The organism is Kiloniella sp., from assembly GCF_048259265.1.
Classification (GTDB): domain Bacteria; phylum Pseudomonadota; class Alphaproteobacteria; order Kiloniellales; family Kiloniellaceae; genus Kiloniella.
Window position 1 is genome coordinate 240,628 of sequence record NZ_JBLXHT010000003.1, and the last position, 13,550, is coordinate 254,177.

Annotated in this window: 15 protein-coding genes; 5 read left to right on the top strand and 10 right to left on the bottom strand. The window is 43.6% G+C overall.

Going from position 1 to position 13,550, the window contains the following annotated elements; all coding sequences use genetic code 11:
• Positions 1 to 45 precede the first annotated feature (45 nt).
• From ACN0QW_RS07175 to ACN0QW_RS07205, 7 genes are all read right to left on the bottom strand, one after another.
• Entirely contained in the window at positions 46 to 2,397 is a 2,352-nt protein-coding gene (locus ACN0QW_RS07175) for a PAS domain S-box protein (RefSeq protein WP_417430073.1), read from the bottom strand.
• A gap of 153 nt (positions 2,398 to 2,550) precedes the next feature.
• Positions 2,551 to 3,612 carry a flagellar biosynthesis protein FlhB gene (flhB, locus tag ACN0QW_RS07180; RefSeq protein ID WP_417430075.1) on the bottom strand — a complete coding sequence of 354 codons (1,062 nt, stop codon included), beginning with the start codon at positions 3,610 to 3,612 and terminating at the stop codon, positions 2,551 to 2,553.
• 42 nt (positions 3,613 to 3,654) lie between these two features.
• Positions 3,655 to 4,413, bottom strand: coding sequence for a flagellar biosynthetic protein FliR (locus tag ACN0QW_RS07185; RefSeq protein ID WP_417430076.1), 759 nt, complete (start codon positions 4,411 to 4,413; stop codon positions 3,655 to 3,657).
• A gap of 3 nt (positions 4,414 to 4,416) precedes the next feature.
• The gene (fliQ, locus tag ACN0QW_RS07190; protein WP_417430078.1) at positions 4,417 to 4,683 is read right to left on the bottom strand and encodes a flagellar biosynthesis protein FliQ; all 267 of its coding nucleotides are present in this window, start codon (positions 4,681 to 4,683) and stop codon (positions 4,417 to 4,419) included.
• Between the two features lie 47 nt (positions 4,684 to 4,730).
• Positions 4,731 to 5,039, bottom strand: coding sequence for a flagellar hook-basal body complex protein FliE (fliE, locus tag ACN0QW_RS07195; protein WP_417430080.1), 309 nt, complete (start codon positions 5,037 to 5,039; stop codon positions 4,731 to 4,733).
• Between the two features lie 24 nt (positions 5,040 to 5,063).
• A complete protein-coding gene (gene flgC / locus ACN0QW_RS07200; RefSeq protein WP_417430082.1) occupies positions 5,064 to 5,474 on the bottom strand; it encodes a flagellar basal body rod protein FlgC in 411 nt (136 codons plus the stop codon).
• 54 nt (positions 5,475 to 5,528) lie between these two features.
• Complete coding sequence (locus ACN0QW_RS07205) at positions 5,529 to 5,930, bottom strand: flagellar basal body rod protein FlgB (RefSeq protein WP_417430084.1); 402 nt, start codon at positions 5,928 to 5,930, stop codon at positions 5,529 to 5,531.
• A gap of 229 nt (positions 5,931 to 6,159) precedes the next feature.
• Between ACN0QW_RS07205 and csrA the strand changes: the two genes are divergently transcribed.
• The 5 genes from csrA (at position 6,160) to fliP (ending at position 8,299) form a co-directional block, all read left to right on the top strand.
• On the top strand, positions 6,160 to 6,387 hold the full coding sequence (gene csrA, locus ACN0QW_RS07210) for a carbon storage regulator CsrA (RefSeq protein WP_417430086.1): 228 nt from the start codon (positions 6,160 to 6,162) through the stop codon (positions 6,385 to 6,387).
• 128 nt (positions 6,388 to 6,515) lie between these two features.
• Positions 6,516 to 6,881 (top strand): EscU/YscU/HrcU family type III secretion system export apparatus switch protein, encoded by a 366-nt coding sequence (locus ACN0QW_RS07215; RefSeq protein ID WP_299380318.1) that lies wholly within the window; start codon positions 6,516 to 6,518, stop codon positions 6,879 to 6,881.
• Positions 6,878 to 7,207: a hypothetical protein gene (locus ACN0QW_RS07220; RefSeq protein ID WP_299380316.1), complete on the top strand. Its 330-nt coding sequence runs from the start codon at positions 6,878 to 6,880 to the stop codon at positions 7,205 to 7,207. The genes ACN0QW_RS07215 and ACN0QW_RS07220 overlap by 4 nt, the downstream gene beginning before the upstream one ends.
• Before the next feature lie 4 nt (positions 7,208 to 7,211).
• The gene (locus ACN0QW_RS07225) at positions 7,212 to 7,550 is read left to right on the top strand and encodes a FliO/MopB family protein (RefSeq protein WP_417430089.1); all 339 of its coding nucleotides are present in this window, start codon (positions 7,212 to 7,214) and stop codon (positions 7,548 to 7,550) included.
• On the top strand, positions 7,547 to 8,299 hold the full coding sequence (gene fliP, locus ACN0QW_RS07230; protein ID WP_417430091.1) for a flagellar type III secretion system pore protein FliP: 753 nt from the start codon (positions 7,547 to 7,549) through the stop codon (positions 8,297 to 8,299). The genes ACN0QW_RS07225 and fliP overlap by 4 nt, the downstream gene beginning before the upstream one ends.
• Before the next feature lie 53 nt (positions 8,300 to 8,352).
• Here fliP and ACN0QW_RS07235 read toward each other — a convergent pair whose 3' ends face one another.
• Genes ACN0QW_RS07235 through ACN0QW_RS07245 form a run of 3 tightly spaced genes read right to left on the bottom strand, consistent with a single transcriptional unit; the run spans position 8,353 to position 13,549 of the window.
• Positions 8,353 to 11,979 carry a tetratricopeptide repeat protein gene (locus tag ACN0QW_RS07235; RefSeq protein ID WP_417430093.1) on the bottom strand — a complete coding sequence of 1,209 codons (3,627 nt, stop codon included), beginning with the start codon at positions 11,977 to 11,979 and terminating at the stop codon, positions 8,353 to 8,355.
• Positions 11,976 to 12,860, bottom strand: a complete 885-nt coding sequence (locus ACN0QW_RS07240; RefSeq protein ID WP_417430095.1) for a flagellar motor protein MotB — start codon at positions 12,858 to 12,860, stop codon at positions 11,976 to 11,978. Before ACN0QW_RS07240 ends, ACN0QW_RS07235 begins: the two co-directional genes overlap by 4 nt.
• Positions 12,860 to 13,549, bottom strand: a complete 690-nt coding sequence (locus ACN0QW_RS07245) for a flagellar motor protein MotB (protein WP_417430097.1) — start codon at positions 13,547 to 13,549, stop codon at positions 12,860 to 12,862. The genes ACN0QW_RS07240 and ACN0QW_RS07245 overlap by 1 nt, the downstream gene beginning before the upstream one ends.
• Position 13,550 lies beyond the last annotated feature (1 nt).

The following is a 13,550-nucleotide window of genomic DNA, read 5'->3' on the forward strand; positions in this document are numbered from 1 at the left end:
TGTTGTCTAAGTATATATATCCAGCATAAAAACCGTAATACACAGTTATTGCGTGGCAAGAACATCCTTAACTTTAGAAGCTAACTGTTTCAAGCTAAAGGGCTTGGGTAAAAATTCAATAGCAGAATCTACATCCAACGACTTACGAAAAGAATCTTCCGTATAGCCGGAAATGAAAATAACTTTTAGATCCGGGTGCGTTTTATAAAGCGTCTTGATCAGCGTAGGTCCATCCATCTTTGGCATCACAACATCTGTTATGACCAGATCAATGGTTTCCCCGTCTTGCTGAAGAATCTCAAGTGCTGCTTCACCCGAATTCGCCTCAAGTACTTTATAACCTTTGTTCTCTAATGCCCGCGCACTAAAGGACCTCACAGCATCTTCATCTTCGACCAGCAGAATATTACCCCGCCCGGTCAAATCCTGTGCTTTTGGTATTTCAGCAACATGTTCTTCCTGATCTTGCGCATCTTCTTGGAAATGCGGCAGCAGTAAAGAAAAAACAGTTCCCTGATCAGCTGTTGAATCAACAAAAACAAAACCACCCGACTGCTTCACAATACCATAGACAGTGGACAGTCCCAGCCCGGTCCCAGCCCCAACTTCTTTTGTTGAAAAGAAGGGATCGAAAATACGGTCAATAATTTCAGTCGGGATACCGTGTCCGGTATCTTGTACCTTCACCAGAACATAATCACCGGGCGGGATTTCCTCGCCTTTAGCTTTATAAGGGGCATCAACCATCACATTTGATGTAATAATTTCCAACACCCCCCCCTGATCCATTGCATCACGTGCATTCACAGCAAGGTTAATGATAACCTGCTCTAATTGCCCCTGATCAGCCTTCACATCCCCCAAATCACGTCCATGTGTGATGCGTAGCTCAATGGTTTCACCAATAAGGCGACGCAATAGATGTGCAAGTTCAGCAATGATATCCGTTACATTCAAACGTCTGGGCTGAAGCGTTTGTTGACGAGAAAAAGCCAGTAACTGACGAACAAGGTTTGCGGCCCGATTGGCGTTTTGTTTAATCTGCATGATATCTGCAAATGATTGATCACCAGGGCGATGACGCAAAAGTAATAAATCAGAAAAACCAATCATAGCCGTTAGCAGATTGTTAAAATCATGCGCAATGCCACCAGCCAGTTGGCCAACGGCCTGCATTTTTTGTGATTGTGCGAACTGGGCTTCCAGACTGCGCTGCTCTGTCGTATCCGTAAAGTTCAAAATATACCCACTTGGCAGTCCGGAATTTTCATCCACATGCGTAACATTCATATTACAAACAGTATCGGAATTTCCCGTAAGGTGCACTTCCATAGCCTTACGTTCATAAGTCGTTGCAGAAACCAACGCCTCTCGAACACTCTCTCTTTCCTCTTCCCCAATCAAAGAAAGAAGTGGCTTTCCTCTGACGTCCTCTGTTGTCGCTAGAAACTCTTGGAAAGCCCGATTGCTTTCTGTAATAACGCCGCGTTCATTCAACAAAACGATACCAACTGGGGCCTCATTAAAGAACTTGCGGAACCGCTTTTCTGATTGCTCCAGCGCCGTGGCCATCTCTCGCTCAAGCGTCAAATTCCGTACAACGGACCTTGTTCTAAAACCCTTATCCCCACTACCTTCCGCAATATGCTGACTGATCGCTGCAAGAATACGCTTTTCCCCATCTACTGTTCTAAGGAAAACTTCTCCGGATCGGCTCTCCACATCCTCAAAGGGATGATAGGCTGGAACCTCGTCCAAAGTAGCATCAGCAACAATATCATGAAGCTTGATTTGTCCGCTTTCCAGTTCAGATGATGAATACCCCAACCAGTCAGTCAAGGTCTGGTTGGCGAAAAGAAATGAACCATCCGCATCTACAGAGAAAAAGCCAATTGGTGCATTTTCCAAAAGGTCTACAAAACGTTGCTGCTGGTCATTAATGACTTTTTCCATCTGACGGCGCATCGTAATATCATCAACGAACCAGAACACATACCCCGGTCGACTTGGTAAGGGATAGGCCGCTACATGACGCCACTGAACATCGTTGTGTTCAGGTCTAACCCCCGGTATTTCAATCTCGACATGTCCTGAAACACCATTCTTGGCATTAAGCTCAAGAGTAGCCAGCTTGCGCCTGATTTCTTCATCACCATTACTCTCATCAAGAATCAAATCAGGAACAGCCCTAAGATCACCGCCAAAAAAATCTTCAAACGCTGGATTTGCGAAAAGGCACTTTCCTTTGGGATCCACAATCTGTCTTGGTCTTGGAACAGCAGCAAAAGCATACTGACGCAAAGCAAGCATCTTTCTGTATCGCCAGACAACAAAGCCAAGCGCAAGTATAATCAAAGTTAAAAAGCTACAGATTGCGATCCAGATAGTAGGTGACACTTCCCTGCTTCCCCCACGAAATGTCTTCTTCTACGGCCACGACCAAGGCCCTAGAAAAGAAACAATAAGACAGTAAATGAAAGATTAACCCGAAAATCGTTTAAAAACAAACTGGATAGCTTAAGAAAGGTTCTCAATTACAAAGAACATTTGTTATTTTTTAAGTTTCATAACGTAACCAATGATTTCGGCGACTGCTTTATAGTGTTCTGGCGGGATCTCTTGGTCAATCTCCACCCCAGCATAAAGAGCACGTGCCAACGGGGGGTTTTCCATCACCGGAATTTTATTTTCTTCGGCGACCTTACGGATACGAAAAGCAACAGCATCCACCCCTTTTGCAGTAAGTTTAGGGGCCTCCATCATCATACCGTTATATTCCAGAGCAACTGCAAAGTGCGTCGGGTTCGTTATGACAACATCAGCATTGGGAACAGAGGCCATCATTCTCTGTCGCGCCTTTTCCATCCGTAATTGACGCAAACGCCCCTTGACCATCGGGTCACCTTCACTCTGCTTTGATTCGTCTTTGACTTCCTGTTTCGTCATCTTGAGCTTTTTTATGTACTCAAAATATTGATACAGATAATCAAGCCCCGCAATTACGGCCATTACAGCAACCACGGCGATCACGACGAGGGTCGCCCAATCCAGAAGTGTCATAGCAATCTGGGGAACACTAAGTTCGGCAAGTTGAGGAACAACAAAGCGTTTTGGCCAAAGAACCAAACCAATAATTGTCCCAACAATTAATAATTTTGCCAGCCCCTTAATCATATTCATTACAGATTGCATGGAAAAAAGACGCTTAACCCCCGCCAAGGGAGAAATTTTTTTTAATTCTGGCGTTAAAGACTGACTCGAAATCAAAAAACCATGCTGCATAAGCCCGGATGTAATACCAAAAGCCACCAAGATGACTGCTGGAGCAATGAAGAGAATACCTACATTTTTAAATAATGAGAGAGTTGTTTGATAAATATGACCTGTATCAAATCGGATCATATCAGGTCGCTCAAACAATGATGAAAGGGTCGAGCCCAATTCTTGGGATATCCAAACTGTAAAAAAGCTTAAAAACAATAAAAGCCCAAAGAAAGAGAACCAGGAATTCAATTCTTGAGATTTAGGGACATCACCTTTTTCACGAGCATCGGCAAGTTTTTTCGCGGTTGGTTCTTCCGTTTTTTGGGATTCATCAGCATCATCCGACATGCTGCACCTTCATTAATAATATAAAATCAGTTGCTGGATCTATCATTTTACAAACACCATCCAATGCTCTTCCAGACTGATCATATAAACTTTTATCATAACAGGTACTGACAAAAACAAAATTGTAATGCCCATGGCTACCTGCAATGGCATTGCCACAAAAAACACCTGCATTTGTGGCATCAATTTTGCTAATAACCCCAGACCCAAGAAAAAAATCATTCCAACAACAATAAAAGGGGCAGCCATTCTTGCTGCCAAGGTGAAGGTATCACCAACAACCCGAGCAATCATGTTTGAAAAATCACCCGTAGGCAATATCTGGCCCGGCACAAAAAGCTCATAACTATCTACCAAGCCAAGAATAAACAGATGGTGGATATCCAGAACCATAATCAACACAATAGCGATCGCGGTTAAAAATGTGCCCATAATTGAAGCTTGTTGAGCAGAAACAGGGTCTTGAATCAGCGCGTTTGCCAAAGAAGACATTGTCGCAGCAATCATGCCCGCAGATGCCGCTGCACTTAAAAACATCCTTGCAACGGTCCCCATAAAAAACCCTATCAAAGCCTCACTAAAAACCAGAAATCCCAAACCGGAGATTTGTTCTGGCATCGGAGGGATGCTGGGGGCTATCATCGGGGCAACAACCAGAGTAATTAAAATAGCTAACGCTAACCTGGCCCTGGGAGAAACATATGATTCCCCAAAACCTGGCAACAGAATCATGGCACTGCCGATACGTGTGAAAACGATTAATACTATATATACGCTAGAAGGAAGTAAATCATAGAGCATGACCTAACCCAGGGCGACTATCTTATCCATAATTTGTTCAGTAAAATCCCCAAGTGTTTGCGCCATAAACGGTGCCGTCGTAACAAGGGTTAAGCTAATGATAATCAGTTTGGGAACAAAGGTTAGCGTCATTTCCTGTAACTGTGTTAAAGCTTGGAACAGGGAAATAATTAACCCAACCAACAAAGCAACTGACAAGGTTGGTGCGCTCATTTTAAGCATGACCCAAACAGCTTCTTTACCAAACTCAATGACGTCTGTTTCACTCATGCCCCACCTGCGAAATTAATTTTCTGTTATGTACTAACCTAGCCCGATTAAATTGGCATTCTTAAAATTTCCTGATAGGCCTGAACAACCTTATCGCGTACGGCAACAACAGTTTGCAAAGTGACCTCTGCTTCAGACATCGCGGTTACAACGTCTGTCACATCTGCTTTACCTGCTGCGGCCATCAACGTTTTATTTTCAGCCACTTGCATTGTACCCAAGGTATCAGCGGCAACGTCTCGCAATGTTGACGCAAAATCGTCACCGACCGGATCAGACTTATCTTTTTTCCCTGCAAGGCCTTTTTCAGCAGCTTGATTATAAGCGTTTACTGCATCAACAAAATTTACAGCCATTCTCTAAATCCTCTTACGCTTATTCTACTGAAGTATTTCCAAAGTACGCTGTAACATACTTTTCGATGCTTGTATTGCCTGAAGGTTTGCCTCGAAGCTTCGCTGTGCTTCGCGCATATCCGTCATTTCGATTAACGAGTTCACATTAGGTTGAAGCACATACCCATCTTCATCCGCTGCTGGGTGTCCGGGCAAATATTCTCTTTTAAATTCAGACTTATCCGTCAGCACATCTTTAACGACAACTTTTTCAACACCGAGTTCTCTGCTCAGTTCCGAACCAAACGAGACCATCTTGCGACGGTAAGGAGCACCACCCGGTTCTTGAGCGACAGAATCAGCATTGGCAATGTTTTCAGAAATAATGCGGAGCCGTGTCCCCTGCGCTCTCATGCCAGAGGCAGAAACCTGCATTGATTTATAAAGATCGGACATTGCTTATTTTCCTAAAATTCATCAAACACTATGTGCTATAAACGAGCCAGCTAGTTATGGCCCTTTAAGAACCATCTTGTACATCTCTTGATGCTTTTTATAAAGACGCACCATGCCCTGATAATCCAATTGTGTTTGAGACATTTTTATCATTTGCTCTTCAAGAATAACCGCATTACCAGCGGGAGCTGTCTCATAAATATCTTTTGCCTTGTTAGCGCGGGCCTGATCACCGTTGAGTGGATTGCTTGATAAGTGTCCTTCATGACTAGATCGTTGTGCCATCACAGGGGCCGATCGACTAACCAATGACTTAAAATGGTTATCTTTTAAATCCAAAGGGACATAGTTCAGAGTATCCGAATTCGCAATATTCTTAGAGATCACAGCCTGTCGCTGTGTCAGCCAATCCATCTTTCTGGCTAGAACATCCGTAATTTTCAGCTTATCAGCCAACGTCGGCTCTCCTCATAAACGATAAGGTCCACACCTCCCGGAATAATACGCTTACTGACTTAATAACCTGTTAACGAATTTCCGATCTAGCAAAAAATAACATAAAAATAGAACTTTGGCTCGACCTAATTAAAAAATACACGTATAAACTTAACAATAGAACAAGTAGTTATAAAAACAACATAAGTCAGCATTTGGCAAATAAGGGACAGGGAGTCCGACGTCCGCGATGTTATACCTTACACGGAAAATTGGTGAATCTGTCATCATTAACAACGACATTGAAGTCAAAGTTGTTGATATCCGTGGGAAATCGGTAAAAATTGGCTTCACCTTCCCCGAAGACGCCACCGTTCTTCGTCAAGAACTTCACGAACGAATTCAAGAAGAAAACAAAGCGGCTGTCGCTGGATCTCTGGATATGCTTGGCATTGATCTGACAATTGAAGATGAATAATCTCTGATCGTCCCTATTTAGATTTACACTTATTTAGATTTACACTGTACCTTCCCCCTCATAACCTTTCATTAAGTATAAAGGGGCAAACTAATAATGAATTTTCTGATTTTATTAGAGAAAACAGGATGAGTGTAATTAACGAAGATCAACAGAAAAAACTCCCCCCTTCGTTTTCTACCACGCAAAACGAGCCCCCCTCTGATAAGGAAGAGGCAGAAACCCCACAACTATCTATCGCCGTTAAACGAAATATAGCAGGCCAAACAAAGGTTATTGCAAAAGGTTCAGGCGAAGTTGCCGAACAAATTCTGCAGATAGCCTTTGAACAAGGTGTAAAGGTAAGAACAGATTCAGATCTGGCCCAAATCCTCGCTAACGTTGAATTGGAAAGTGAAATTCCCTTAGAAGCACTAACGGCAGTAGCCACAATCCTAAACTATGTTTATGATGAACAGAAACAACCTCTTGATGAAACACCAAAACAGTCATGACAACGTTTGATGAACTTAGGGAACAGATAACACATCTTTCCCAGCAAATCGCTCTAGCCAATTCAACCATTAAGTCCGGCAACGACTTTGACGTTACTGATTTGCCCAAAGTTACCGATTTTTTGTGCCAGGAACTACAGCAACTTCCTCCAGCAGAACGGTCAAAGTTATCCCCAAAGTTACTAGCCTTAATTGAAGAACTCGATAACCTTACGATTACAATCAATAGTAATTTGGATAAGGTGCGCGTAGAGATAAAAGAAACAACCAGCCATAACAAAGCGGCCCGTGCGTATACCAGCGCAAACCAGCCAGGAAAAAAATAATTCAATGGATTATGGTAATTATTTTCAGTTCTTTTTAAGCCTGATATTTATCATCGGTCTAATATTTGCGTTTTCAATTATTGCAAAGAAATTAGGCTTGGGTCATGGCCCTGCGATAACAGGGAATAAACAAAAACGTATTCAAATCACAGAAGTTAAACCGTTGGATGCCAAAAGAAAAATTGTGCTAATCCAATGCGATAACAAAGAGCATCTTGTCTTGGTTGGCGGTACAAATGACCTCCTGCTTGATACCGTTCCTCGCAACATTTCTCTGGATCAAATAGATAAAACAAAAGCCCCTATAGGCGCTGGAAAAATGAATGAAAGTTCAGGGGTATGACAAAAAGTATTAACCCTAAAATTACTGTAATTGCAGCGTTAACAGCTGGTATTTCGCTTATTCCAGATCAAAGCTGGGCACAAGCACTCACCCTTGATTTGAACAATGAAATACTTGGTTCTGGAAGCGGTCGTATAATACAAATGCTGGCGCTACTTACCATCCTTAGCCTTGCCCCGGCCATTCTGATGATGGTCACGTCTTTTACCAGAATTATTGTCGTTCTATCATTTATCCGAACCGCAATGGGTATTCAACAGGCACCGCCCAACACTGTCTTAATCAGCTTAGCATTATTTCTCACTGCGTTCATCATGACGCCAACAATGGAAAAAGTTTATCAGGATGCGATAAAGCCTCTTGTAGATGAAGAAATAACCGAAATTGAGGCTTGGGATAGAGGCACGGGACCTATCCGGAATTTTATGCTACAGCACGTTAGAGAAAAAGACCTTCGACTATTCCTTGACCTTGCTGAAACCGGAGAGGTAACAGAACCATCGGCAACTCCGCTTCGTGCGCTCATACCCGCCTTTATGATCAGTGAATTAAGAAGAGCTTTCGAAATTGGTTTTTTAATCTTCCTGCCCTTTTTGATCATCGACATGGTTGTTGCATCTGTTTTGATGTCGATGGGTATGATGATGTTGCCACCAATTATGCTTTCTTTACCCTTTAAGCTGATTTTCTTTGTGATGGTTGATGGTTGGTATTTAATTGCCGGAAGCTTGGTTCGAAGCTTCGGATAGCTATACGAGTAGCATTAACAACGCCCTTGATTGCCAATATATAACACCAATCCCTAATTGATTTCACTCAGGGGCGTTGACTTGAGCTTGCTGCGGTACTGATCCATAAAAGCCTGAACCTGAGAGATTTGCTTTAACTCTTCAGCAATTGACGTCACAGATCCCGAATTCAAACTGTTTGTCAAAAGTTTGAATGTATCGCTATGCGGACCTTTACTCATAATAGAGCTATAACTATCCCTTAGGAGCTTTAGACCCTCGTTATCTTCGGAAAGAGTTTGTGCAATAGCGAGATTGATCACAGCTTGGCTTTCCTTGTCATTCAAAATTCGGTCCGCCGGCGGAGACGCAGGGATTAATTTACCAAGAATTTTTCCAGCCTCCTCCCACTTTCGCTGTTTCCACAAAATGTCGGCTTTCAAGCGCAACGCATCAAGGCTTTGATCTTCCGCGAGTAAGTTTAAAGCCTCTTCTTCTTTTGACAGCTCTGCCAAAGCTCGTGCCCTTAAATGTAATCTTTGCTGGGTCAAATCATCAGATATTTTATCGCCTTCGGTTTTATCTAGGGCAACAAGACTCTCTTCAGCACTTTTTTCCAACAACCGAATTAAGGCCAACCGACTTCCAACACGGGCTTTCTCTTCACCCTCTAATCGGAAATCCACCTGTTCTTCCAGCAAATTACCCGCTTGTTCTAGTAAATCAACATCAACAAGACGGTCCGCTAATTTAGTGATCATAATATCGCCTTTGTCACCAACCGGCGTTAGTTCCTTAAACTCTTCATACAGAGCAATAGAGGACAACGGCGGTATTCTCTTTCCGCCATCCTCTACATACATTCCCTCAAAAATTTCCTGCATTCGTTTGGCGATTTTATCCGCCCGTTCCGAATGAGGAAAATACGACGCTGCCTGGCGAAGAGAATGTAAGCTTTTGCGGAAATCTAATTCATCGGCATAGCGGTCCCCCAACTCACTAAGAATCGCAAACTCGAACTTATCACCTCGCCAAGCAAATCTGAGTTGTTCAAGCTGTTCAATACCTTCTTCTTGAGTGATCGTCCCCTCATCTATACCAAGCTTTGTAAGCGCATGCCGCGCTCGGGCACTTGTGGGGCGATGCCTGTTATATTTCAAACCTTTCCAGATTGTGCGTGCCTCTTCCGGGAAGCCATCCTGAAGCTGTCTCTGGCCCTCCAGAAAATCTGCCTGCGCTTTTTCAAAATCGGTTGGTTCACCTGATAGTACTTTACCAATAAGTAAACTTGCACTTCCTGTATCGCCGACATGTAGCTTCGCGTCAGCCGCAAGCAGGTAGAGTTTATTCCTTATATTTTGTGGGAAGTCCTCTATTAACGTTTCAGTTTCTGAAAACCCAATTGCGGCAGGCCCCCAATCTTGTCCTGATGCAGCAAGAGCTGCTTGCCATAAATTGGCCTCCCATTCCCCAGCCAGTACTGGGCTAGAGAGTGTCTTCTGGGCCTCGGCAAATTTGTCGCTCAGAAACTGTGTTGCCCCCAACAACAGTTGATAGGACGGATCATCACTTAATCGACGGTTTTCCTGCCCAATAAGCCGAAGCATGCCTGCAGCTTCGGCAACCCGCCCATGTGAAAAAAAGAACCGAGCCAAGTCCAAACGCGCTAACCCCTGCTGCATACCCGTCGTTTCAACGACAGCACGTTGCAATTCTTGTAAGTTTTTTAAATAATCGTCCTCACTGCCCAATCGGTCTGCTTCCAAATTTAACATCTTTACAGGTGCGACAGGTGTGATCGTCCCGCTACGGGGAAGAGACCGGGCCGTTTCATCCGAAACGATCAATTGATCACGGCTACGGACGACAACAGCACGAGGTGTCAGGGCAACAACCAAGCCCTCTGCAGTCGGTTGCAACACCACCCCTTGATAAGAAGGTAAAGACCTGAATTGTGGAAACTCGTCAATATCAGATGATCCAAGGTTAGGCTCGCCAATAGGGGCAACGATTAACCTATCGCCGAGTTCGGGGTGAGAAAGCGATAACAAACGGCTGACAGACTTAACTAAAAAGCGAACTTCAGGTCCATCCTCTCCCTCACCCAAGACATTCGAAATGGCCTGTACCGGCAGAGAAGACCTTCGACGAATATCAATCGTCCAGGTATTATCTTGTTTACTTAGTCTAGGAACTTGTGTTGCTGGTGCCGTTAATCGAACAACTGTAGCTCCTGCTACGGGCTGTGTATCAACCGGGGCAAAATGCGGTACCATTGCCTCAATAGCTTCGGCAAGATTATCAGGACCCTCCCGATCAAAAACAAGCCATAGGTGTTCTCCGCGGCGAAAAACGACCGCGCCAGTTTCTTCTTTCCAATTAAAATTCAAAATTGTTGGCGGCAATAGATCAGCAGAGCGCCCTGGCGGGGGAACAAGGTTTGGAATTTCCAAAGGTTCTGTCAGAGTTACCAAATCTTGTTCTATTGAACGTTCTGTGTTCGGGTCATCCACCAACTTAAAGTCAGATAATTTTACAGGGCCATTATTTCCCTGAGGCTTTGAAAGTCGCTTTTTTGTATTGCCCTCAAGCAAATTACGTCCCTCTTCTGGAGGAGGGGTATTTTCTGAAAGCGGCGTATTTTCATCATCATTATTGGCTTTAATTTCGGCATGGTCTTTGGAAGCGTCTTCTGAAGCCACTTGCGTATCTGATTCAGGTTTTTCCGCCTCATCATTTGCTACATTAGAATTTACGGGCTTAGGTAAAAGCGATAGAGGCCCCGGCCCTGCTAACTCTTCTAATTTCGGAAGAGAATCCGATGGTTCGGCTAACGTTGTCTCGGTATTTTTTGGTTCTGATTTTACAGTGTCAGTATTTTCATCTTTATTACTTTCGTCCGCCTGCACCTTTTTGTTCTCGGCAGATACTTTTTGCTCTTTTACCAGATCAGACTTTGTTTTTTTAGCCGATGATGCACTTTTCTTTACAGAACCGGGCTTAACATCAATAACAGACTTTGACCCGACATTAAAAATACGGGCTTGCGCCTCTGGAACAAGGCCAAATTCAACAATTAATTTTGGCGTACTGGCAATAACCCGACCGTTTTCGACAAATGGCATTTTTTGTTTATTAAGTTTCCCAAGATCAACTGACGCCCCTTGATCAAAGCGAACGATTAGCTTGTCACCGGGTTGAGAAATTGTCCCCTTCACCTTTTCAGGCCAATCAAAAACAAGCCTGTTATAATCCGGGTGCTCAGCAAACCTAAATCCAACGCCGGGTACAGGTCGGCTGTCCGTTTTTGTAGCCACACCCTTGTTATTCACTGCGTTTATATCGACCTGCAGATCGACAATAATTTTTGGGCCTGAGGTAAAAGTTTTTAGAGAGAAGTCATCAAGCAATGGAAAGGTCAGAATTTTTTTAGTGGGGTCTATTGTGGGCCGTCCTGTATAGCCCTTTACGCCCTGGCGGATATTATCCAACTGATAATCACCTGCCTTACCAAACTCAACAATTAGCTGACGTTGATTTATTCTCGCATTATGAGAAACCTGTTCAGGCCAATCAAAAACAATGCGGCCATACCCGGGGTGAATACCTGTCCTTACAGGAATTTCCTGGGCATGAGGAGCTGAAGAAAAAAACAACAAAAGCGCTCCTGCCATAACTATTTGGCATAGCGCTTTAATCACCCATTTTCTCCTGCATAAGAATGCACAATAATATCAACACGACGCGCGAGCTTTTCCCTTTGGTCTTCAGATAACCTATCGGTTATCTCATCATAACGCGAATCACCATACCCGCGCGATAAAATAGTGCCGCTATATCCAGATTTTTCTAATAAACCAGCAACATAGTTAGCTCTGGCCACTGATAGAGGCCAGTTAGTTTGGTAATTTTGTTGGCCCGAGGGCACCGCAGGGTCAGCGTGCCCTGCAATCTCAATTTTGTTACTTATATTTTGAAAAATTCGGCCTAACCGCCGTAAAATAGGTTGTGCCTCTTCCATTGGCTCTATGGCACCTGTTGAAAACAATAAATCACCAGGCACAGAAACCACGACACGATCATCCAATCTTGTTAAAATAGCTTGGGATAAATCTGAATCAGACTTGAATTTTTCAGACAACAATGCCTGTAAATAATCCAAGTCCTCTCCCGGTATGAAGTCAACGGGCTCCATTGTTAAACTTTTTGCAGGTTTCGGTTCTGCAATTACTCCCTCAATTTTGAGGTTACTTGCAAGGGAATCAACCAAGTTCCGCCATTGTTTCTCTTCCATCACAGACATCGAATATAACAAAACAAAAAAGGTCAGCATCAACGCGACAAGGTCTGTAAACGTTACCATCCAGCTTGAACCATAATTTACGGCGACAGCCTGCTCATTCTGTCTTCTGTTGGCAAAAAGTTTTGATTTTGGGATATCAGTAATTTTGTGCTTGTCAGAGCTCTTCTCTTCTTGCCCTGTACCAAAGCTCTCTTTACCCTCATCATAAATCTTATCTGCACGCGCCTTCCTCTGTGCTTCACCCTGGGCGTTGCTATTCCCTTTTCTCTTCTTAGCCATTATCTTTCCTCTCGATAAGAGCTAAAGGTAATGTTAGGTGGCGCTTGATCGTACAATCGAATCACAACAAAGACATAACCCGCTCGATCTGGTTGCAAACCGACGACTAGTCTATCTTTTGGAATACCCGCATCTAGAACTTCAATCGCAACAACTTCCAGTCGCCTTAACATCAAGTCGAGAAGGCTTTTTCCCCCTTCGTTCTGGCGCGCAGACGTACCATAAAGAAATTCAAACTCGTAGTAGCCACCTTTAACATCAAGCTTTTGTAAAGATGCCGACAGCCGCTTCAGTAAAAGTTCGCGCCCGGATGCTAGTTCAACTTCATCACGATAGAACAAAGCTTCAACAGGTAATTTAAGGCGTAGAAAATTTTGGGTACTTCCCTGCTCTCTTTCCACAGCGGGGATAGTTGTTTCAAACAATCGTTCGATTTCGGTGACTAGATCTGTTTGGTCATCAAGGTTATCTAACGCTTGATCAAAAGAAGCATGCCGCTCCATATGACTGGCATCACCACGGAAAGTGTTGTTGACAGATTCAAGAACAGCTCGCGCTTTTTCTTCTTCGTATGAAGAAATTGCGTTTAGCATAATGAAAAAAGCCAAAAGCAAGAGCTTAAGGCTTAATAAGGCGACATAATTCCGATCACCATCATCTTGGCGTTTGCGAAACAAAGGGCCAAGCATA